At 71.0% G+C, this 20474-nt stretch carries 21 protein-coding genes; 8 read left to right on the top strand and 13 right to left on the bottom strand.

The features are described from left to right. Window positions 1-49: 49 nt before the first annotated feature. On the top strand, window positions 50-1222 hold the full coding sequence (locus J2X46_RS13855; protein ID WP_310251483.1) for a hypothetical protein: 1173 nt from the start codon (window positions 50-52) through the stop codon (window positions 1220-1222). Continuing rightward, entirely contained in the window at window positions 1219-2433 is a 1215-nt protein-coding gene (locus J2X46_RS13860) for a M48 family metallopeptidase (protein WP_310251486.1), read from the top strand. Before J2X46_RS13855 ends, J2X46_RS13860 begins: the two co-directional genes overlap by 4 nt. Window positions 2434-2504: 71 nt before the next feature. Here J2X46_RS13860 and J2X46_RS13865 read toward each other — a convergent pair whose 3' ends face one another. The 11 genes from J2X46_RS13865 to J2X46_RS13915 form a co-directional block, all read right to left on the bottom strand. Beyond that, the gene (locus J2X46_RS13865; RefSeq protein ID WP_310251488.1) at window positions 2505-2696 is read right to left on the bottom strand and encodes a Flp family type IVb pilin; all 192 of its coding nucleotides are present in this window, start codon (window positions 2694-2696) and stop codon (window positions 2505-2507) included. An 81-nt stretch (window positions 2697-2777) separates the two neighbouring features. Continuing rightward, window positions 2778-2945 carry a Flp family type IVb pilin gene (locus tag J2X46_RS13870; RefSeq protein WP_310251490.1) on the bottom strand — a complete coding sequence of 56 codons (168 nt, stop codon included), beginning with the start codon at window positions 2943-2945 and terminating at the stop codon, window positions 2778-2780. A gap of 82 nt (window positions 2946-3027) precedes the next feature. Continuing rightward, window positions 3028-3219 (bottom strand): Flp family type IVb pilin, encoded by a 192-nt coding sequence (locus tag J2X46_RS13875; RefSeq protein ID WP_310251491.1) that lies wholly within the window; start codon window positions 3217-3219, stop codon window positions 3028-3030. 176 nt (window positions 3220-3395) lie between these two features. Beyond that, the gene (locus J2X46_RS13880; protein ID WP_310251493.1) at window positions 3396-4049 is read right to left on the bottom strand and encodes a response regulator transcription factor; all 654 of its coding nucleotides are present in this window, start codon (window positions 4047-4049) and stop codon (window positions 3396-3398) included. Next, window positions 4046-5608, bottom strand: a complete 1563-nt coding sequence (locus J2X46_RS13885) for a histidine kinase (protein ID WP_310251495.1) — start codon at window positions 5606-5608, stop codon at window positions 4046-4048. The genes J2X46_RS13880 and J2X46_RS13885 overlap by 4 nt, the downstream gene beginning before the upstream one ends. A gap of 4 nt (window positions 5609-5612) precedes the next feature. Continuing rightward, complete coding sequence (locus tag J2X46_RS13890; RefSeq protein ID WP_310251496.1) at window positions 5613-6542, bottom strand: type II secretion system F family protein; 930 nt, start codon at window positions 6540-6542, stop codon at window positions 5613-5615. A 1-nt stretch (window position 6543) separates the two neighbouring features. Then, on the bottom strand, window positions 6544-8439 hold the full coding sequence (locus J2X46_RS13895) for a type II secretion system F family protein (RefSeq protein ID WP_310251497.1): 1896 nt from the start codon (window positions 8437-8439) through the stop codon (window positions 6544-6546). Continuing rightward, window positions 8436-9887 carry a CpaF family protein gene (locus J2X46_RS13900; protein ID WP_310251498.1) on the bottom strand — a complete coding sequence of 484 codons (1452 nt, stop codon included), beginning with the start codon at window positions 9885-9887 and terminating at the stop codon, window positions 8436-8438. The genes J2X46_RS13895 and J2X46_RS13900 overlap by 4 nt, the downstream gene beginning before the upstream one ends. Window position 9888: 1 nt before the next feature. Beyond that, entirely contained in the window at window positions 9889-11130 is a 1242-nt protein-coding gene (locus tag J2X46_RS13905) for a P-loop NTPase (RefSeq protein ID WP_310251499.1), read from the bottom strand. Window positions 11131-11133: 3 nt separating this feature from the next. After that, window positions 11134-11880: a Flp pilus assembly protein CpaB gene (gene cpaB, locus J2X46_RS13910; RefSeq protein ID WP_310251500.1), complete on the bottom strand. Its 747-nt coding sequence runs from the start codon at window positions 11878-11880 to the stop codon at window positions 11134-11136. A 291-nt stretch (window positions 11881-12171) separates the two neighbouring features. After that, the gene (locus tag J2X46_RS13915) at window positions 12172-13968 is read right to left on the bottom strand and encodes an AMP-dependent synthetase/ligase (protein WP_310251502.1); all 1797 of its coding nucleotides are present in this window, start codon (window positions 13966-13968) and stop codon (window positions 12172-12174) included. A 137-nt stretch (window positions 13969-14105) separates the two neighbouring features. Here J2X46_RS13915 and J2X46_RS13920 point away from each other — a divergent pair, with 137 nt between their 5' ends. From J2X46_RS13920 to J2X46_RS13935, 4 genes are read left to right on the top strand one after another with little or no spacing between them, the layout of a single operon-like run. Then, the gene (locus J2X46_RS13920) at window positions 14106-14543 is read left to right on the top strand and encodes an SRPBCC family protein (RefSeq protein ID WP_310251503.1); all 438 of its coding nucleotides are present in this window, start codon (window positions 14106-14108) and stop codon (window positions 14541-14543) included. Window positions 14544-14557: 14 nt separating this feature from the next. Further along, on the top strand, window positions 14558-15751 hold the full coding sequence (locus tag J2X46_RS13925; protein WP_310251505.1) for an ArsA family ATPase: 1194 nt from the start codon (window positions 14558-14560) through the stop codon (window positions 15749-15751). Further along, on the top strand, window positions 15748-16143 hold the full coding sequence (locus J2X46_RS13930) for a hypothetical protein (protein ID WP_310251508.1): 396 nt from the start codon (window positions 15748-15750) through the stop codon (window positions 16141-16143). The genes J2X46_RS13925 and J2X46_RS13930 overlap by 4 nt, the downstream gene beginning before the upstream one ends. Before the next feature lie 7 nt (window positions 16144-16150). After that, on the top strand, window positions 16151-17101 hold the full coding sequence (locus J2X46_RS13935) for an ROK family protein (protein WP_310251510.1): 951 nt from the start codon (window positions 16151-16153) through the stop codon (window positions 17099-17101). Here J2X46_RS13935 and J2X46_RS13940 read toward each other — a convergent pair. Then, the gene (locus tag J2X46_RS13940; RefSeq protein ID WP_310251511.1) at window positions 17086-18324 is read right to left on the bottom strand and encodes a TIGR00300 family protein; all 1239 of its coding nucleotides are present in this window, start codon (window positions 18322-18324) and stop codon (window positions 17086-17088) included. The two genes, J2X46_RS13935 and J2X46_RS13940, sit on opposite strands and share 16 nt — an antisense overlap. Before the next feature lie 27 nt (window positions 18325-18351). Beyond that, window positions 18352-18795 carry a hypothetical protein gene (locus J2X46_RS13945; RefSeq protein WP_310251512.1) on the bottom strand — a complete coding sequence of 148 codons (444 nt, stop codon included), beginning with the start codon at window positions 18793-18795 and terminating at the stop codon, window positions 18352-18354. 47 nt (window positions 18796-18842) lie between these two features. On the opposite strand from J2X46_RS13945, the gene J2X46_RS13950 reads away from it, so the two are divergent. Further along, window positions 18843-19652 carry an alpha/beta fold hydrolase gene (locus J2X46_RS13950; RefSeq protein WP_310251514.1) on the top strand — a complete coding sequence of 270 codons (810 nt, stop codon included), beginning with the start codon at window positions 18843-18845 and terminating at the stop codon, window positions 19650-19652. 10 nt (window positions 19653-19662) lie between these two features. Further along, window positions 19663-20424, top strand: a complete 762-nt coding sequence (locus J2X46_RS13955; protein ID WP_310251515.1) for a lysophospholipid acyltransferase family protein — start codon at window positions 19663-19665, stop codon at window positions 20422-20424. The last annotated feature ends 50 nt before the right edge of the window (window positions 20425-20474 follow it).

Genomic DNA, 20474 nt, shown 5'->3' on the forward strand with positions numbered 1-20474 from the left:
TCCACTCCTGTGGGCGGCCGGCCTTGCGTTGTGCCTGGTCGCGGTCATCGTGGCGGTGCTCCTCGTCCGCGACCCGACCCACGAGGTGGAACCGGGGTCCGTCGACGCGCCGCGGGCCAGCCCGGCCGAGGCGACGGCGGCGTTGCAGGCGTTCGTCGCTGCCGTGAGGTCCGGCGACCCTGACGCGCTCTCCGCGCTCGCCCCGGACGGCGACAGCGAAGCCGCAGACCTGCTCGCCGGCATCGCTGCCAACGTATCGGCGCTCGACCTGCGGGGCGTGACGGCCCGCTACGTCGACGAGACGGGCACCGTTGCCGCCGACGGCTCATGGACGGGCGTCGCCGAGCTCACGTGGCAGCTCGGGTCGTTCGACGCGCACCCGTCGGAGTCCGACGTACGCATCTCGTTCGTGCCGTCGGGCGACCGGCTGGGCATCGTCGGCTTCAGCGGTGGTGCGGCCGGTGCGCCCGGGCGGGTGCCGCTGTGGCTGCGGGGCGAGCTCGCGGTGGCCGAGTCGCCCGGTGTGCTGGTGCTGGCCGACGGACCGCAGGCCGAGGCCGACGCGGTGGCCGCGCGCGTGGTCGTGGGCGTCCGCGTGGTGCGCCGCGTGCTGCCCGCCTGGCGCGGGCCCGTGGTCGTCGAGGTTCCCGCGAGCGCGACCGACCTCGACGAGACGCTCGGTGCCTCCTCCGGCACCTATGGCGCCATCGCCGCGGTGACCACGACCGCGGGCAACGCCTCCGGTCAGGCTCCTGTGCACGTCTTCGTCAACCCCGAGGTCACGGCCGGCCTGCGCCGCGCCGGCGCTCAGGTGGTGATGAGCCACGAGCTCGTCCACCTCGCCACCGACGCGGCCCGCAGCCCGGCGGAGCCGTGGCTGCTGGAGGGCTTCGCCGACTACGTCGCCCTGCGCGACGTCGACCTGCCGGAGTCGACCACGCTGGGCCGGGCGATCGCGCTCGTCCGCCGTGACGGGGCGCCCGGCGCCCTGCCGGCCGCGGCCGACTTCGACACGCGGGCCGGGGACCTGCAGGCGCGCTACGAGCAGGCGTGGCTGGCGTGTCGGGTCGTCGCCGAGCGGCTGGGGGAGCAGGGCCTGGTGGACGTGTACGACGCCGCCCTCGCCGGCACGCCCGTGCCCCGGGCGCTGGCCCGGGCGGGGCTGCCGCTGCCCGAGCTCACCCGGACGTGGCGGACCCGCCTGCAAGACTTGGCCGGGTGACCCGCCCGACCGCTCCTGATCGCACTCCGGCGGCCGCGGTCGTCGTCCTCGCCGGCATCGCCTTCGTGCTCGTCGCTGCGTGGCTGGTGCCGTGGAGCCCGGTGCCGGGCGGGACGCCCGACCCGGTGTCGGCCGACTCGGCGTTCACCGCCTCGGAGATCGCGGCGGGGGAGCACTACGCCTTCTGGACACGGGTGTGGAGCTGGACCAGCCTGGCGATCCAGCTGGTCGTGGTCTGCGGGCTCGGTTCCGCGCGGGTGCGCGACCGGCTCACCGGGCGCCTGCCAGGCCCGTGGTGGGTGCAGGTGCCGCTGGCCGTCGTGGTCGTGACGCTGGTCCTGCGGGTGCTCGCGCTGCCCTTCGCCGTCGCGCTGCAGCAGCATCGGCTCGACCACGCCCTCTCGACGCAGTCGTGGTGGGGCTACGCCCGCGACCAGGTCACCGGCCTCGTCGTGAGCATCGTGGTGACCTCGCTCGGCGTGCTGGTCCTCGTCGGCCTGGCACGTCGGTGGCAGCGCGCCTGGGTGCTGGTCGGTGCCGGCCTCGCGGCGGCCCTCGTGCTGGTGGGCTCACTCGTCTACCCGGTGGTCGTGGAGCCGCTCTACAACTCGTTCACGCCGCTGCCCGACGGTCCGCTGCGCACCGGGGTCCTCGAGGTCGCCGACCGCGAGGGCGTGCCGGTCGACGACGTGCTGGTCGCCGACGCCTCACGTCGTACGACGACGCTGAACGCCTACGTGTCGGGCTTCTCGGGCACCCGGCGCGTGGTGCTGTACGACACGCTCGTCGACTCGCTGCCCGAGGACCAGGCCCTCAGCGTGGTCGCCCACGAGCTCGCGCACGCCAGGCACGACGACGTGCTGACCGGCACCGTGCTCGGGGCGCTGGGCGCGGCGCTCGGCGTCGGTCTGCTGGGGATGCTGGTGGGAGGGGACCGGATGCGGAGGGCGTCCGTCGTACCCCTCGTGATGGCGCTGCTCGCCGTCGGCTCGCAGCTGGCGAGCCCGGTCGAGAACGGCATCAGCAGGCGGATCGAGACCCGGGCCGACGTGGATGCGCTGAAGGCGACCGGAGATCCGGTCGCCTTCAGGGAGATGCAGCTGATGCTGGCGCGCCGCTCGCTGGCCGACCCGACCCCGCCCGCGTGGTCGCAGTGGTGGTGGGGCTCGCACCCCACGGTCCTCCAGCGCCTGGCCCTGGCCCGTGACTGAACGGGCCGGAGCATGCGACGAGCCGGCGTCGAGGAGTCCTCGACACCGGCCCTGAGGTCGCGACGGTCTGGTCAGACCTTGGCGGCGATCGAGCTGAAGAGGGTCTTCAGGTTGCCACCCAGGAGGGTGACGGCGCCGATGATGACGATCGCGATCAGGGCGACCATGAGGCCGTACTCGACGGCCGTGGCGCCACGCTCGTCGCGCTTGGCCTTCAGGTCGTTGACGAGCATGATCGTCATGAACTGGAGCTTCTCAATCATGGTGTTCCCTTTGCGGTCTGGCGTGTGGTGAGTGGTACGAGATGACTTCGGGTCCGAGGGCCCGGAGGCGGGAGTCGAGGACTACCCGCGGCTGAAGATGCCGGCCGGGATGGAGTACAGGTTGACGACCGAGGTGCCGAAGAAGCTGATCGCTCCGACTATCACGATGGCGATCATCGCCACCATCAGTCCGTACTCGACGGCTGTGGCACCGCGCTCGTCTCGCTCGAAGAGCTCGGGTGCAAGCATGGATGTCACCTCCTGGTGGAATGCGCAAGGCCGGTGCCGCGAACCCGCGACACCGGCCTGCACTATCGCGAAGATCTGGTGATCAGACCTTGGTGGCGATGGAGCTGAAGAGGGTCTTCAGGTTGCCACCCAGGAGGGTGACGGCGCCGATGATGACGATCGCGATGAGGGCGACCATGAGGCCGTACTCAACGGCGGTGGCGCCACGCTCGTCGCGCTTGGCCTTGAGGTCGTTGACGAGCATGATCGTCATGAACTGCAGCTTCTCAATCATGTGATTCCCCTTGTGATAAGTCGAGTGTGATGAGTCCCGAGCCCACGAGGACCCGTCAGGGATAACTCTGCTCGACTTCCTCCTCCAGCGGATCGGGTGAACGGCCGCGAGTGGATAGTCCGATGTGACTATCTTGCGATCACCCTCGACGAAGGGTCGGGTGGCACGTCCTTGCGTCAGCGCAGCGGGTCGCTCGAGGACAGGTGGTCCAGCATGCCCATCCGCATCGCGGTGACCAGTGCCTGAGCGCGGTTGGCGGCGCCCAGCTTCTGGTAGATGTGCGTGATGTGGGTCTTCGCGGTGGACTCGCTGAGGTAGAGCCGCCCGGCGATGTCGCTCGTGCCCAGGCCCTCGGCAAGCAGCACCAGGACCTCCTCCTCGCGACCTGACAGCTTGGGCGCGGCAGGCGTCGTGGCGCGCCGCATCATGGCCGCGCTGAGGCCGGCGCACAGGAACGTCCGCGGCGCCACGGCGGCGTGCTTCGCCGCACTGACGACCTCGGACGCCTTGCTGTCCTTGCCGACGAAGGCCGACGCACCCGCCTCCATCGCGGCGAAGATCTGGTCGTCGCCGGCGTGCATGGTCAGCACGACCAGGCCGACGGAGTCGCTCTCCTGACGGACCGCACGGACGATCTCGAGGCCGAGGCCGTCGGGGAGCTGCAGGTCGGTCACGACCACGTGGGGGCTCAGCTCGCGGTAGGCGGCCAGCGCCTCGTTGACGCTGCCCGCCTGGCCGACGATCGCCATCTCCTCGTCGCGCTCGAAGGCCTTGGCCAGTCCCTGGCGGATCAGTTCGTGGTCGTCGACCAGCATGACGGTGGTGCTCATGGGTGAGCGCTCCCCTCTCGGGCGGTGGTGGAGTGGTCGGTTCTGAGGTGGACGCGGGTGCCGCCTCCCGGACGGTCGCCGACAGTCAGGGTGGCGCCGACGCCACGCGCCCGCTCGGACATGGTCTGGAGTCCCCAGTGCCGTTCCTTGGGGCCGGCCTGGCCAATACCGTCGTCCTCGATGGTGAGGTCGATGAGCAGCCCGTCGGTCACGAAGCCCACCCAGACGTTCTTGGCCTGCGAGTGCCGTCGTACGTTGGCGATCGCCTCCTGGGCGATGCGGAGCAGCTCGGTCTCCGTGCGGGCGGTGAGCGCAGAGCCCGACTCGTCGAAGCTGAGGTGCACGCGCATGTCGGTGCCTGTGCTGAGCTCGCGGACGTACTCCGCGAGCGCGCCGGAGAGCCGGTGGTCGGTGACGTGGTGGCGCAGGTCGTAGATCGAGTAGCGCAGCTCGCTCACGACACGGCTGATCTCCTCGCGCAGCGACGCCGCGAGCTGACGTGTCCGGGTGTCGTCGGAGACCGACTCGATCTCGTCGACGACGTAGCCGAGCGCGACGATCTCCTGGGCGACGCCGTCGTGCATCTCCCGTGCCAGCCGGTTGCGCTCCTCCGACGTCGCCATCCGGCGCACCTCGTCGAACAGCACCGCGGTGTCCAGACGCAGGGCGAAGTTGTCGGTGACCTGGACCGCCTGCTCAGCGATGTCCTCGTTCCACCGGATCACCCCGCCGAGCACGAGGTAGCCGAGCACGCCGTCGGTGCCCTGGATCGTCAGGACCCGTGCACCCGCCGTGCGCTGCTCGGGGGAGCGGGCGATCTCGGCCGCCAGCGGCGCGCCGTCGCCGTAGCTCGAGAGCATCACGGGTGACTCGTCGCCCGTGCAGGTGAATACGGCCGACGCGACGGCACCGGTCTTGCGGCGCAGGTCGGCCTCGAGGTCGGCGGCCAGCTGGGCGCTGTCGAGGCCGATGTCCCCACGCCGGGCGAGGCCGTGGAGCTGCGCCATCAGCTGGTGGGCGGCCTGGTACGGCGCGCGGCGGGCGTCCTGGTCGCGTCCGGAGCGGGACTGCCAGCTGGTGAGCAGGCCGGCGCCGAGCCCGCTGAGCACCCACGGCAGGGCCGCGACGAGCTCGGGGCGGGGGTCGGAACCGGTGGCCGCGCCGACGGCTGCGAGCACTCCGAGGGCGCCCACGAACGCGACGTTGATGGTGGTCACGAAGCCGTGGCGCACGCCGGCGACGACGGGCGGTGCGGCGAGGTAGGCGTACAGGCCGGCGGACGCGTCGGCGCTGGCGAGCATGAGCGCAGCCAGCAGCATCTCGGCGGCAGCCGTCCACGACGTCCGGTTGAGCTCCGGCGTCCAGTCCAGGGCCGCACCGGCGCAGGCGATCACGCCGAGCGCGGCGAGCAGGGGACCCGAGACACCGGCCCGGTCGTCGGAGAACACGATGCCCGCCGCCAGGGCGAGCGCGAACACGCGCACCGCCGTGGTGACCCGCCAGGTGTACTGCAGGCCGCTCCGAGTGCCTGTCCTGTCCACCCGATTGGTCAGGCGCATCGGCTCACTGGCCCCCGAACGTCTGCGCGATCTGGATCGCTGCGGGACCCATGATCACCAGGAACAGGCACGGGAGGATGAAGAGCACCAGGGGGATCATCATCCGCACCGGGACCTGCTGCGCCTTCTCCTCGGCCCGCTGGCGGCGCTTGGTCCGCATCTCACCGCTCTGGATGCGCAGCACGCGCCCGATCGGGATGCCGAGGCTGTCGGCCTGGACCATCGCGAGGCAGAACGACTTGAGGTCGTCGAGCGAGGTGCGCTCGGCCATGGCCCGCATGGCGTCCGTGCGACCCACGCCGATGTTCATCTCCTGCAGGAGACGGGCGAACTCCGCGGCCAGGGGACCGTCGGTGTTGCGCGCCACGCGGTCGACGGCGGCGTCGAAGCCAAGGCCGGCCTCGACGGAGACCGTGAGGAGGTCGAGCGCGTCGGGCAGCGCGTTGCGCATCAGCTTCTCGCGCTTCTGGCCAGCGTTGTAGAGCAGCACGTTGGGCAGGATGTAGCCGAACGACGCCACGAGGGCGGTGCCGATGACCATCCGGATGAACGGCCAGTCCATGCCGGCGATGTAGAGGAACCCGATCCCGCCGAAGACGGCGAGACCCAGGACCTTGAGGCCGATGAGCCGGTTGGCGTCCCAACCGGGCGGGTTGCCGGCCACGTTGAGGCGGTAGGTGAGCTTCTGGTGCGTGTCCGCGCGCACCAGCTTGCGACCGGTGCCGACGAGCTGGTCGCCCAGTGGTCCGAGGACCCGCTCGGCGAAGGGTCGCTCGAGCTCGGTCTTGAGCATGTCGGGCGTGTTCTGGCTCATCGCCTGGATGGCGGCCATGGAGCGCGCCACACCGCGGCGCTCCTTGCTGACCACACCGATCATCGACAGCGCCAGGACGAGCGCCAGGAAGACGAGCCCTGCTCCGATGTACAGGATCATCTCAGACCTCCACCGTGGCGAGCTTGGCCATCGCGAACGATCCCAGACCCAGGAGGAACAGCGCCACTCCCAGGATGATGTAGCCGGGCAGCGTCGTGTAGAGCAGTGCCACGTAGTCAGGGTTCGCGAAGGTCATGTAGAAGAAGATCAGCGGGGGCAGGCCGGTCAGAATGTAACCCGACAGACGGCCCTCAGCACTCAGTGCCTTCACCTGGCGGCGGAGATACTCGCGCTCACGCAGGGTGTCCGCGACCGTGTGGAGGATCTCGGCCAGGTTGCCGCCGACCTCGCGCTGGATGCGGATCGCCATGACGACCCACGCGAAGTCGTCGCTCTCCATCCGGTCGCCGACGCCGTCCAAGGCGTCGGTGATGTCGACGCCGAGGCGCTGCTCGACGAGCGCGCGACGCAGCTCGCCGGCCATCGGCTCGTGGCCCTCGCGGACCACGGTGTCGACGGCCTGGGGGAGCGACAGACCGGCCTGGAGACCACCGGCCATCAGACCGAGGGTCTGGGCGAGCTGGGCGTTGAACGCGCTGAGTCGGCGCCCGTGCTTGAACTTCAGGTAGACCCACGGCAGCACGATCCCCAGGAGGAGTCCCAGCAGGCTGAGCGGGATGCCGCCCATGATCAGACCGACGAGGCCGCCCGCGAACGCGATGCCCGCATGGACGAGCACCCACTCGGAGGCCGTGAACGAGGAACCGGCGCCCGAGAGGCGCTGCGAGATCTTGGTCTCGAGGTCCTCGCTGACGAACTTGTTGGCGACCGAGACGGCCGAACCCTTGAGGTCGGACGGGGTTGCCTTCGGCTTCTTGCCCTTGGTGGCGGCCGGCGTGCCGTTGAAGTAGGCCTCGAGCTGCTTCACCGACTGCGGGCGGTTGTCACCGGCGCTGATCAGAGCAGTGGCGAGCAGGCCGAACAGGCCGATGGCGAGGGCGCCGGCACCCAGCAGCATGCCGGTGTTGCCGATCAGTGCCTTGCCGGAGTCGACCACGTCGGGCACGGCGAAGCCGGGGCCGAGGGTCGCGAAGGCGGTGTCGTGGTACTGCGTGCCGCCGGACTCGACGACGACGTCGATGTTGGCGTCCTCACCGCTGGCGTACGGCGCCTCGAAGGTCACCAGCAGCTGCTGGGACAGGGCCGCGGCCCGTTCGTTGAAGACCGAGGTGAGCGCGGTCGGATCGGCCGGGATGACCGAGCCGTTGGTGTCAGTGGCGACGGTGGCGAGCTCGTCGGACTTGGCGCCCTGCACCAGCGACACGACGTCGACGACGACGCCGGCCTCCTTGGCATCCGCGGTCGCGACCTCGATCGTCATGTCGCTGCCCGTGTCGGCGCCGTCGGACAGGACGAGCAGGTTGCGCGAGCCGTCGTTCTGCAGCAGCTTCACGCCCTCGACGATGCCGTCGTACACGCTCGTGCCCTTGGCGAGCTTCACGTCTGCGAGCGCCTGGCGGACGTCGGCGTGGTCGATGGTGGGGGAGACCGTCGTCGTGACCTCGCCGGCGAAGGCGACGAGGCCGATGGCCACGTCCTCGGGAGCGCTGTCGAGGAAGGCGTTGATGGCGGTGGTGGCCGCCGCGAACTTGCCCTGTCCCTTCATGCTGTTGCTGGCGTCGAGGACGATGACCGTCGAGCGGTCGATGTCGCCGGCGTCAACGAGCTTGGCCGACGACTCGACCGACGAGCCGTTGAGCTCGACGAAGACCTGCGACGGGTCGACCTCGCTGCCCTCGGGCAGCCCGTCGGTCGACAGCAGCAGGTTGACCGTGCCGCGGTCGGTGTCGACGTGGTCGATGCTGATCTCGTCCTCGGCGAATGCCGGGGCGCCGCCGTACAGCGCGAGCACACCGGTGACGAGCGCGCCGGTGACGCAGCGCCGCACTGTGCTCATCGGGCCCCGCCGACGGTGAACACGGCCGGGTTGAGGTGGACGCCGTGGTCGGCGAGACGCTCGAGGAAGCGCGGGCGCAGACCGGTCGACTCCAGGCCGCCCTTGAACTTGCCCTGCTCGTTCATGCCCGCGGCGTAGTCGAAGAGGAAGACGTCCTGGGTGGTGATGATGTCGCCCTCCATGCCCACGATCTCGGTGATCGCGGTGATGCGACGCGTGCCGTCCTTGAGTCGGGTCTGCTGGATGATCAGGTCGACGGCGCTGGCCACCTGCTCGCGGATGGCGCGGACCGGGAGGTCCATGCCCGCCATGAGCACCATGGTCTCCAGACGCGACAGGGCGTCGCGCGGGGTGTTGGCGTGCAGCGTCGAGATCGAGCCGTCGTGACCGGTGTTCATGGCCTGCAGCATGTCGAGCGCCGCGGCGTCACGGATCTCACCGACGACGACGCGGTCGGGGCGCATGCGGAGGGAGTTCTTCACCAGGTCGCGGATGGTGACCGCACCCTTGCCCTCGATGTTGGGCGGGCGCGACTCCAGGCGGAGCACGTGGTCCTGGACCAGCCGGAGCTCGGCGGCGTCCTCGATGGTGACGATGCGCTCGTCGTCGGGGATGAAGGACGAGAGCACGTTGAGCGTGGTCGTCTTTCCGGCACCCGTACCACCCGAGACCAGGATGTTGAGCCGGCCGCGGACGCACGCCTCGAGCAGGTCGGCCGAGGCGCGGCTCAGCGTGCCGAAGCCGATCAGGTCGTCGACCGTGTAGGGGTCTTCGGAGAACTTGCGGATGGTCAGCTTGGAACCGTCGAGGGCCAGCGGCGGGATGATCGCGTTGACACGGCTGCCGTCGGGGAGACGGGCGTCCACCATCGGGCTGGTCTCGTCGACGCGGCGACCGATCTTGCTGACGATCTTGTCGATGGTGCGGCGCAGGTGCGCCTCGTCGGCGAACGTCGCGTCGACCTTGACCAGCTTGCCGCTGCGCTCGACGTAGATGTCCTCGAACGTGTTGACCATGACCTCGGAGAGGTCGGCGTCGCGCAGCAGCGGCTCGAGCGGTCCGTAGCCGAGGATGTCGTCGGCGATCTCCTGGGAGATGCGGGACTTGTCGGCCGAGGACATCGGCATGTCGACCTCGGCGAGCGTCGTCTGCAGGGCGAGGCGGACCTGCTGCTCGAGGTCGGACTGCGTCAGGTGGGCGTCGTACAGCGTGGGGCCCAGGGTGCTCACCAGCCGTGCGTGGACGATCCGCTTCAGGTCCTTGTACGGGTCGTTGCCCGTCGCCCGTGCGGCCGCGCGGCGGCGGCCGGCCTCGGTCGACTCGGACGTCTTCGCGGGCGTGGTGCTCGTGGGGGCAGCACCCGTGGGCGCACCCGCCGGCGCGCCGGGAGCGGCGGGCTCGGCGGAGCGGGAGCGCGATGCAGCAGCGAGCCGGTCGGTGAGACTCATGTCAGCCCTTCCTCATGCGGAGTCGGCCGGCCTTGCGGCCAGCGGGAGCAGCGACCTGCGGGTCCTCGGCGTGGGCCGTGGCCAGTGCGGTCGCGAAGGTGGTGAGTGCCTTGCTGTTGGGGTTCGCGGGGAAGGCGCTGACCAGGGGCTCACCGCGGTTCACGGCAGCCAGCACCTCGCGGCTGGAGACCAGCGTGGAGTCGGCCTTCAGGCCCAGGGTCGACTCGAACTCGGGCTGCGTCAGGCCGACCTTGGCGTCCGCCCGGTTGAGCACGAAGCGCCACGAGTCGCGCGAGAAGTTGAGCAGGTCGAGCGTGCTGGTGGCGAGCTTCACGCCCTTGAGCGCGGGGATGTCCAGGGTGCCGACCAGGATGATCGTGGCCGAGCGGTCGAGCGCGGCGAGCGCCTGGTCGTCGAAGACGCCCGAGGTGTCGATCACGACGAACTCGAACATCGCCTTGAGCCCGTCGAGGAGCTGGCCGATCTCGTCGGCCGACGCCTGATCGGGGGAGTCGAGGTGGACCGGCGCGGCCACGACGGACATCGTGTCGGAGTACTTCGTCAGCAGGGACTCGATGGCGCCCTCGTCGATGCCGCCGCGGAAGCTCACCAGGTCGTTGACGTTCCGGGTGGGGGAGAGCTGCAGCATGATCGCCACGTCTCCGCTGTTCACGTCGAGGTCGACGAGGCAGACGCGGTGGCCGCGCTGCGACAGTGCGACGGCCGTGTTGACCGCCACCAGGCTCTTGCCCACGCCACCCTTGGTCGAGAAGACCGTGAAGACCTTGCCCTGCGGCGCCTCGTCGGCGGCGCGCTGGGCCTCCGCCTCGGCGACGAGGCGGGCCTTGGCCTCCTCGGCAGCGGCCTGGACCTCGCCGAGCATGGTCTGACCTATCGCGCTGGCGACCGACCGGGCGCGCTGGACGGCGGTAGTGATGCCGGCCAGGTCCTTGCTCTGCACGACCTCACGCATGCCGCTGCGCAGGGCGAGCGACAGGGTGCCGGCGTCGACGGTGTCGCGCAGCAGGATCACGCCGAGGTCGGGTCGGTTGACCCGGGCCCACTGGGCGAACGAGGCCGCCTCGTCGGTGGTGATGCTGGGGCCGATCACCACGGCGAACTCGTTCGGCGAGGACTGGATGTGGTCCGAGAGGGCCTCGGCGCTGCCCACGCCGGTCGACCCGTGCAGCATTGCCTGGAGCACCGCCCGGTTGGCGGCGTCGTACTCGAGAATGGCAGTCATCGGTCAGCTCACGGAGGCAGCGGGGAGGCCGGGGAGGACGATCGGGGCGTCGACCCCCTTCTGGTCGACGACCTTGGTCTTGTCGCTCAGCAGGGCGAAGTTCAGGTCGCCGAAGCGGTCGGCCCAGATGAGCTTCTCGCTCTCCTTCTGGCTGAGCGCGAGAGTGAGGATGGTCTTGGGGACCTCCTCGATGGTCTGGGCGCCGGACTCGTCGGTGGTGGTCCGAGACGTCGTGGTCGTGGTGCCGACACCGATCACCGTCACGCGGGTCAGGAGCACCCGGGTGTAGGACTTCGGGTCGCTGACCGTGACGAACACGGCGACCTCGGAGCCCGGGTTGACGAAGCCCGCCACGCGCTCGGGGTCGGTCAGCTCGACCGACATGGCGAGCATGTCGTCGGGGATCACCAGCGTCTCGGTGTCGCCGACCGTGCCGAACTTGTCGGCGATCAGCTGCTCGCCCGGGAAGATGTTCCCGGTGGCGACGAGTCCCGTCACGCTGGTGGAGGAGGAGAGGGCGCCCGGGACGAGGTCGTCGCGGCGGATCTCCTTCTTCTCGAACTTGCCGGCCTCTTCGGCCGCGGAGACGGACTCGCCGGCGTTGACGATGTCCTTGGCCACCAGTACCTCGACCAGCTCCTGGCCCTCGGTGGCCCGGTTGTCGATGCCCTGCACGTACATGACGATCAGCAGGGTGCCGACGAGGGCCGTGACGATGGCCAGGGCGAGGAGTACGGAACGACGCGCCATCAGGCTTCCTTCGGTGTCAGGGATCCACGTCTCGTGGATCGCTCAGCAACGTGCCGGGAAGGGGGTCCGACCGGTGAGGGTGCCTGTGCCACCGTCTTCAGTCCACGAGCGGCCCCGACGTCCTCTCGTGCATCGACGAATGTAGGGGCGTCGTGGCGGGTGCCGAGGGCTAAGCCTGACAAACCACCCGAAGGTGGCGCACGGGTAGCCCGAAGTGACTAGTCCGTCGTAGTCATGGTCTAGCCCGGGAGCCGGGCGGGGCCGCGGGAAGTGGCTGGAGGGACTGCCGGGTCAGGAGAGGTAGAGCGCGTCGATCTCGTCGCGCGCCTCGCGGACGACGACGTTGCGCTTGAGCTTGAGGCTGGGCGTCAGCTGGCCGCCCTCCTCGGTCCACTCGCCGGGCAGGATCGTGAACTTGCGGATCGACTCGGCCTTGGACACCGCCTTGTTGGCGTCGTCGACGGCCTCCTGGACGGCGGCCACGAGGTCGGGGTCGTCGACGAGGTCGGCGACCTCGCCGGCCTTGCCGTGCTGCTCGGCCCAGGCGGGGAAGGTCTCGCGGTCGATGGTGACGAGGGCGCCGATGAACGGCTGGCCGTCGCCGACGACGAGGCACTGGTCCACGAGCGCGTGGGCGCGGAGCCGGTCCTCGAGGACCGCCGGGGCGACGTTCTTGCCGCCTGCGGTCACCAGGATCTCCTTCTTGCGCCCGGTGATCCGGACGAAGCCCTCCTCGTCGACCTCGCCCACGTCGCCGGTGTGGAACCAGCCGTCGCGGTCGAGCGCCTCGCTGGTGGCGGTGTCGTTGCCCCAGTAGCCGGCGAAGACCTGGCCACCCTTGAAGAGCAGCTCGCCGTCGTCGGCGACGCGCACGCTGGTGCCCGGGAGCGGTCGGCCGACCGTGCCGATCTTGGTCGCGTCGGGGAGGTTGGCCGAGAGCGCGGCCGTCGTCTCGGTCAGGCCGTAGCCCTCGAGCACGACGAGGCCGATCCCGCGGTAGAAGTGGCCGAGCCGGTCACCGAGCGGTGCGCCGCCCGAGATGGCGTACGCGCACCGGCCACCCAGGGCGAGGCGCAGCTTGCCGTAGACGAGCTTGTCGAAGAGGGCGTGCTGGGCGCGCAGGCGCACCGGGACCCGCTTGCCGTCGAGGGCACGCGAGTAGGCGATCGCCACGTCGGCGGCGCGGTCGAAGATCGTGCCGCGGCCGTCGGCGGTGGCGCGCTGGGAGGCGGTGTTGAAGACCTTCTCGAAGACCCGGGGGACGGCGAGGATGAACGTGGGCTTGAACTCGCCGAGGTCGGCGACGAGGTTCTTGATGTCGGCGCTGTGGCCCATCCGGGCGCGGCTCTTGACGCAGCCGATCTGGATGATCCGGGCGAACACGTGGGCCAGCGGCAGGAAGAGCAGCGTGGCCGCGTCGTCCTTGTCGAAGAGCTCGTGCAGCTCGTCGACCGCGACGCCGAGCTCGAACATGAAGTTGCCGTGGGTGAGCATGCAGCCCTTGGGCTTGCCTGTCGTGCCGCTGGTGTAGATCAGCGTGGCGAGGTCGAGCGGCGTGGCCGTCGTACGACGCTCCTCGAGGAGGTCGTCGGAGATGTCGGACCCGAGGCGGTCGAGCACGTCGACGGCGTTGTCCTGGATCGACCACACGTGCTGGAGCTCGGCGAGGTCGCCGGACTCGCGGGCCTCGCGGACGCGGGCGAGGTGGTCGGGGCCCTCGGCGACGACGGCCCGGGCGCCGGAGTCGGCGAGGATCCAGCCGATCTGCTCGGCGGAGGAGGTCTCGTAGATCGGCACGGTGACGGCGCCGGCGAACCAGATCGCGTAGTCGAGGAGCGTCCACTCGTAGCGGGTCTTGGACAGGAGCGCGACGCGGTCGCCGGCCTCGACGCCCGCAGCGATCAGGCCCTTGGCGACCGCACGGACCTGGTCGTGGAACTCGGCGGCGGTGACGTCGACCCAGCCGTCGCCCGTGTTGCGGCTGAAGACCGCGACGTCGCCGGCCTCGCGGGCGTTGGCGACCACGTCGTCGGTGAGGTTCCCGGTCGTGGGGATGACGGTGGAGAGGGGCGTGGCGAACTCACGCACGGTGGAACCTCCTGGGAAGCGGTCAGTGCCTGCGCAGGCTATCCCCTGAGGGATCTCGCCCGGCCTGCCGGGCGAGCAGTCAGACCCCCGCAGCCGAGTGGGGCTGCGTGCCCGAACGGCATGTGTAGGCTCCGGACATGGCCGAACAGACCTCCTCGTCGATCACGATCGACGCCCCGCCGGCCGACGTCATGGCCGTCATCGCCGACTTCGAGTCCTACCCCGAGTGGGCCAAGGGCGTGCAGACCGCGGAAGTCACGGCCGGCGGCACCGGCGGTCGCGCCGAGCAGGTCTACTTCGCGCTCGACGTCTCCCCGATCAAGGACGAGTACACCCTCGCCTACGACTGGGACGGCGACCGCGAGGTCACCTGGACCCTCGTCGAGGGCAACATGCTGAAGGCGCTCGACGGCGCCTACACCCTCGAGGACCTCGGCGACGGCAGCACCGAGGTGACCTACCGCCTCGCCCTCGACGTGAGCATCCCGCTCATCGGCATGCTCAAGCGCAAGGGCGAGAAGATCCTCATCGACACCGCGCTGAAGGGCCTCAAGAAGCGCGTCGAGTCGCTCTGACGCCCGGGTCCCGCATGCGGATCCTCCTGTTCACCGGCAAGGGCGGTGTCGGCAAGTCCACCCTCGCGGCCGCCTCTGCCTGCGCGAGCGCCGCGGCCGGTCACCGGACGCTGGTGCTCTCCACCGACGCCGCGCACTCGCTGGCCGACGCGCTCGACGTCGCCCCCAGCGCCGAGCCGAGCCAGGTCGCCGAGAACCTCTGGCTCCAGCACGTCGACGCCCAGGAGCGGTTCGAGCGCTCGTGGCGCGACATCCAGGGCTACCTCCTCAGCGTGCTCGACGTCGCCGGCGTCGACCCGGTGGCGGCCGAGGAGCTCACCGTGATCCCGGGTGCGGAGGAGGTGCTCGCGCTGCTCGAGGTCCGTGCGCAGGCGCGCTCGGGCGAGTGGGACGTGCTCGTCGTCGACTGCGCCCCGACGGCCGAGACCCTGCGGCTGCTCGCCCTCCCGGAGGCCCTGGGCTGGTACATGTCGCGCGTGCTGCCGGTCGAGCGGCGGGTGGTCAAGGCCCTCAAGCCGGTGCTCACCCGGGCTGCCGGCGTACCGATGCCGGAGGACTCGGTCTTCGACGCGATCGAGCGGCTGCACGCCGAGCTCGACGACGTACGCACCGTGCTGACGGGGCCGGAGACCTCGGTCCGGCTGGTGCTGACGCCCGAGTCGGTGGTGCTCGCCGAGGCGCGGCGGGCCTACACGTTCCTCACGCTCTTCGGCTACACCGTCGACGCCGCGGTCGTGAACCGCGTCTTCCCCGACGGCGGGGCCGACGCCTGGCGCGCGAGCTGGGTGGAGTCACAGCGCCGGGTCCTCGCCGACGCCGCCGACTCCTTCGCCGGGCTCGACCTGCGCACCTCGGTCTACCGCGACTCCGAGCCCGTCGGCCGCGAGCAGCTGCTCGACCTCGCCCGGGCTGTGTACGACGGCAGCGACCCGCTGGCCGCCGGGGACGACCGGACCGGCCTGCGCGTGCGCTCGGTGCCGGGCGCACGCATCCTGTCCTTCCCGTTGCCGCTCGCCGTCCAGGACGACGTGCGTCTCGCCCGGAAGGGCGACGAGCTCGTCGTCTCGGTCGCGTCGTATCGTCGTCTCCTGACGCTGCCCTCGGGGTTGGCGCGGCACCGCGTGGCGGGAGCCCGCGTGCACGACGGAGAGCTGCAGGTCAGGTTCACCGAACCCGATGCCGGCACGACCCCACAGGAGAGCACGTGAGCGACGCGGGTGACGCGCACGCCCCGGGACCCGAGGTCGGCTCGCTGGCCGAGGAGGCCGCCAAGCTCTTCGGCGCGCTCTCCGGCTGGGCACGCGACCAGGCGGGCGAGGCCGGGGAGGGCCTGTCCGGACTGGCCGCCCACGCGGCGACGACCGCGCACGACCTCAACGAGCACCTCGCCACCGGCTCGACGGAGTGCACGGTGTGCCCGATCTGTCGCACCGTGCACGCCGTGCGCCAGCTGAGCCCCGAGGTGATGACCCACCTCGCCGCCGCGGCGACCTCGCTGGCGCAGGCGGCAGCCGCCGTGATGGCGACGCCGGCGTCCCGCGAGGAGTCGGACGGGGTGGAGCACATCGACCTCTCCGACGACTGGCCCGAGGACGAGTGAGCCCGTCGTGACCGGGGTCGTGGTCGGGGTCGACATCGGCGGCACCAAGGTCCTCGCCGGGGTGGTCGACGCCGACGGCGCGATCACCTCGACCGCGCTGCGCACCACGCCCGGCCGCCGGGTCGTGACGAGCCAGGTGGAGGACGCCCTGGCCGAGGCGGTCCTCGAGGCGGCTGCGGGTCGTCCGCTGCTGGCAGTCGGCGTCGCCGCGGCCGGCTTCGTCGACTCGGCGGGGGAGCGGGTCCAGTTCGCCCCACACCTGCCGTGGCAGGGGGAGCCCCTGCGCGACCTGCTGGAGGCGCGGCTCGGCTGTCCGGTGGCGCTCGACAACGACGCCAACTGCGCGGCCCGGGCCGAGGCGCACCACGGCGCAGCCCGCGGTGCCTCGTCGGCGCTGATGATCACGATGGGCACGGGCATCGGGGGCGCGGTGCTGCTCGACGGCCAGGTCCTGCGCGGCGCGAACGGCATGGCGGGGGAGTTCGGTCACATGCAGGTCGTGCCCGACGGCCGCCCGTGCGAGTGCGGCGGCAGCGGGTGCTGGGAGCAGTACTCCTCGGGCAACGCCCTGGTCCGCACCGCTCGGGCGCTGATGGCCGAGGAGCCCTCCGTGCTGCAGGAGATGTGCGAGGACAACCCGGAGCGGGTCACCGGGCCGATGGTCACCGCGGCCGCCGAGGAGGGCGACCTCGTGGCGCGGCGTGCCTTCGCCTCCGTCGGCGACTGGCTCGGGGTGGGCACCGCCAACCTCATCGCCGCCCTCGACCCGGAGCTCGTCGTCATCGGCGGCGGGGTGTCTGCGGCGGGCGACCGGCTGCTCGACCCGGCGCGCACGGCGCTCAGGCGCAGCCTCGTCGGAGCGGCACACCGCGTCGTGCCCGACCTGGTCGCCGGTCGGCTGGGACCGCGGTCCGGGATGGTCGGCGCGGCCCTGCTCGCCGCTCAGGCCCGCCGGTAGTCCGGCACCAGCTCCAGCGCGAGCTGCTCGAGGAACAACCCCACGTCGGTGACGATGCCGCGACCCCGGTTGGAGCCCCGGTCGGCCAGCTTGGTCACCGTGGACGGGTTGATGTCGACGCACACCAGCGGGACCGTCGCGGGCAGGATGTTGCCGGTGGCGACCGAGTGCAGCTGGGTGGCCATCATCAGGCAGTAGCCCACGTCGGGGATCGCGGCCCGCATCGCCCGCTGCCCCTCGATGACGTCGGTGAACACGTCGGGGAGGGGACCGTCGTCGCGCACGGAGCCGACGAGGACGTAGTGCTTCCGGTGCGTGACGAGCGCGTGCATGATCCCGCTGGTCACCACCCCGTCGGCGACCGCCTGGGCGATGGACCCGGCCTTGCGGACGGTGTTGAGCGCCCGGACGTGGTGCTCGTGCCCGTGCTCGACGCCCTGGGTGATCGAGAGGTCGACGCCGAGGCTGGCGCCGTAGAGCGAGGACTCGATGTCGTGCGTCGCGAGCGCGTTGCCCGCGAAGAGGGTGTCGACGAAGCCCGCACCGATCAGCGCGACCAGGGCCGGCACCGCACCGGTGTGCACGACACCGGGCCCGGCGACCCAGAGCAGCCTGCGGCCCTCGGCTCGGGTGCGTCGCATCTCGTCGGCGACCTGGCGCACCAGCACCGCCTGCGGCTTGTCGTACGGCGACTCGCCCACGAGCTGGCCGTAGGCGTCGGGACCGGACTCGGGCTCGGGCACGGAGACCTGGATGCCTGCGGCCCCGATCACGACGTGCATGCCGGCCTCGACGTCCGACATCGGCACCGTGCGCACCCGACGACCGCCGGGGCCGTCGATGACCACGAGGCCGCAGTCCATCTCGGGGTTCTCGACGTCGTACCAGGCTCCCTCGATGCGGATCCGGGTCTCGAGGTTGGTCGTGGAGTAGAACCCGTCCGGCAGGACGCCGTCGCGCTCGGCCACGCCGACGACGGCCTCGCCGGGGTCGATCTGGTTGACGCCGCGCGTCTGCAGTCGCATCAGCAGCCGCTGGAGCGAGTCCTCGTCCTCGGCCTCGACCGTGATGCGGGCGCTGCTGGGGTCGTTGGCCTCGTGCCCGACGTCGAACTGGTCGATGACGTAGTCGCCGCCGTAGTCCCGGATGTCGTCGAGGATCCGCGACAGGATGCCGCTGTCCATCAGGTGTCCGGTGACCTCGACCGTCTCGCTCGATCCCACGCCGTCGACCCTATCCAGACCTCCGGCTCAGATGCGGGAGCCGTCGTCCCACGGGTCGCGCGGCGAGCGCGGCATCTCGCGCACGAGGAAGAGGAAGCCGCCGACGAACCAGAGCACGAGCAGCCAGCCGAAGAGCGGGTTGACGTAGATCGAGAAGAGCCCGACGACCAGGGCGAAGACCGGGGCGAGGAAGATGCCGGCCCACGCGAGGCCGCGCTGCCAGGTCCGGGGCCGGGGGAACGGTGGGGCGGCCGGCGGGTGGAAGCGCTCGACCTCCGGGACGTCGTCGGCCTCCGCGGCGCCTGCCTCCGCCTCGAGCGTGTCCTCGGCGTCGGTCGGCTCGTCCGGCACCGACCGGTCCACGACCGGCTGCGGGGCCTTCTCGTCGGGCAGCACCGCGCGCTCGCCGTAGTTCTCCACGATCTCGCGCCAGGCGAGCTCGGTGCGGCTCTCGTCGCCTGGCGTCGTCACGCGATCACGGTACCCGCGCCGCGGTTGCATGCGGCAGACTGACCGCCGTGAAGCTCCCCTTCAGCGGCGCCGCGGACGCGCCCCTCGACCCCGCCCTCGTCGCCCCGATGTCCACGGCCGCCAGGCCGGAGCTCACCGGCGGGCGCCGCATCGGCGTGCTGGTCCAGCACGGGTTCACCGGCAACCCTGCCTCGATGCGTCCCTGGGCCGAGGACCTCGCCGCGCGCGGGTACGCCGTCGAGATGCCGCTGCTGCCCGGCCACGGCACCCGGTGGCAGGACCTCAACCGCACGACGTGGGCTGACTGGGTCGCGACTGTCGAGGGTGCTTACGACAAGCTCTCCGCCGAGAACGACGCCGTCGTCGCGGTCGGCCTCTCCATGGGTGGTGCGCTGTGCCTGCGCCTGGCCGCCGACAAGGGCGAGGGCCTCGCGGGCATCTGCCTGGTCAACCCGGCCGTCGACACCCTCCGCAAGGACGTCAAGGCGCTCCCGGTGCTCAAGCACGTGGTGCCGGCGATGCCCGGCATCGCCAACGACATCAAGAAGCCCGGCGCCGACGAGCACGGCTACCCGATGACGCCGCTGAAGGCGGCCGCCTCGATGTTCGCCGGCTACGCCGACCTGCGCCGCGACCTCCCGCGGATCACCATCCCCGTGCTGTTCTTCCGCTCCGCCGACGACCACGTCGTCGACATCTCGAGCTCGCGCGCGCTCAACGCCGGGCTGTCGTCGAAGGACTTCGAGGAGCGGGTGCTCGACGACAGCTTCCACGTCGCCACCCTCGACAACGACGCCCCGCGGATCTTCGCGGAGTCGGCCGAGTTCATCGACCGGGTCACCCAGCAGCAGGGATAGGCTCGGCGGCGTGCTCTATTGGTTCCTGAAGTGGATCGCCCTCGGGCCGGTGCTGCGACTCGTCTTCCGGCCCAAGGCCTACGGCGTGGACCACGTGCCGGAGGAGGGCCCCGCGATCCTGGCGAGCAACCACCTGTCGTACGCAGACTGGCTCTTCATGCCTCTGACGCTCAACCGACGCGTCACCTTCGTCGCCAAGGCGGAGTACTTCACGACCCCCGGCGTGAAGGGCTGGTTCCAGAAGAAGTTCTTCACCGGCGCCGGCCAGGTGCCGATCGACCGCTCGGGAGCCAACGCCGCCGACGGCGCGATGAAGTCGGCGATGAAGATCCTCGCCGAGGGTGACCTGTTCGGCATCTACCCCGAGGGCACCCGCTCCCACGACGGCAAGCTCTACCGCGGCAAAACCGGAGTCGCGCGGCTGGCGCTGGAGACCGGCGCCCCGGTCATCCCGTGCGCCGTCGTCGGCACCGACGTGGTCGCCCCCGCGGGCAAGGTCTACGGCACGTGGACCCGCCCGGTGGTGCGCTTCGGCAAGCCCCTCGACTTCTCGCGCTACGCCGGCATGGAGAACGACCGCTACATCCTGCGCTCGATCACCGACGAGATCATGTACGAGATCATGCGCCTCTCCGGCCAGGAGTACGTCGACCTCTACGCCGGCAAGGCGAAGGAGCTCGACAAGGAGGCCAAGGAGAAGGCCAAGCAGGCCGCTGCCGAGCAGGCGGCCCAGGAGAAGGCCGGCGACGGGCCGGAGCAGAAGGCGTCCTGAGCGCCCAGCCGGCGCCCTGGGCGCCGACGCCCCGCGCCGACTCGGCGCTG

Origin of the sequence: Nocardioides sp. BE266, from assembly GCF_031457855.1 — a bacterium.
GTDB lineage: Bacteria > Actinomycetota > Actinomycetes > Propionibacteriales > Nocardioidaceae > Nocardioides.